The organism is Autumnicola patrickiae, from assembly GCF_031846525.1.
GTDB lineage: Bacteria > Bacteroidota > Bacteroidia > Flavobacteriales > Flavobacteriaceae > Autumnicola > Autumnicola patrickiae.
Window position 1 is genome coordinate 1 of the sequence record NZ_JAVRHM010000084.1, and the last position, 342, is coordinate 342.

The 342-nt window shown below is 31.0% G+C and carries 1 protein-coding gene; it reads right to left on the reverse strand.

Annotated features, from left to right (window positions below; all coding sequences use genetic code 11):
• A partial coding sequence (locus tag RM549_RS19440) for a hypothetical protein (protein WP_432264729.1) occupies positions 1-291 on the reverse strand: 291 nt, incomplete at its 3' end.
• Positions 292-342: the final 51 nt, after the last annotated feature.

Here is a 342-nt window from a genome sequence, read left to right on the forward strand (position 1 = left end):
TATGGGGTTAGGAAACCAGTATAAGATTATTAAAAGTAAAAGTGTGAATACAACTACAGGAGAAAACCAATTGAAAATATTGAATTTATCTTTAACCAGCACATCGTTTAATACCTGTTCTGATTTTACCAGCTTTTTCCCTTGGAGAAAGGAATTCCCAACTTGTTTTTTTAGGAATTTTGGTAAAAACATACGCTGTAATGTATTGGTTTTTTTATCCAATGATTTCCCCAACATTAAATTAATTCCGAACCTAAGCCAAAGCTTTTCTCCAAGGTAAGAATTAATCAATTCCCTATTTGTTTTTTTTATTTTATGATCCGGGAATTTAACACCTACTTC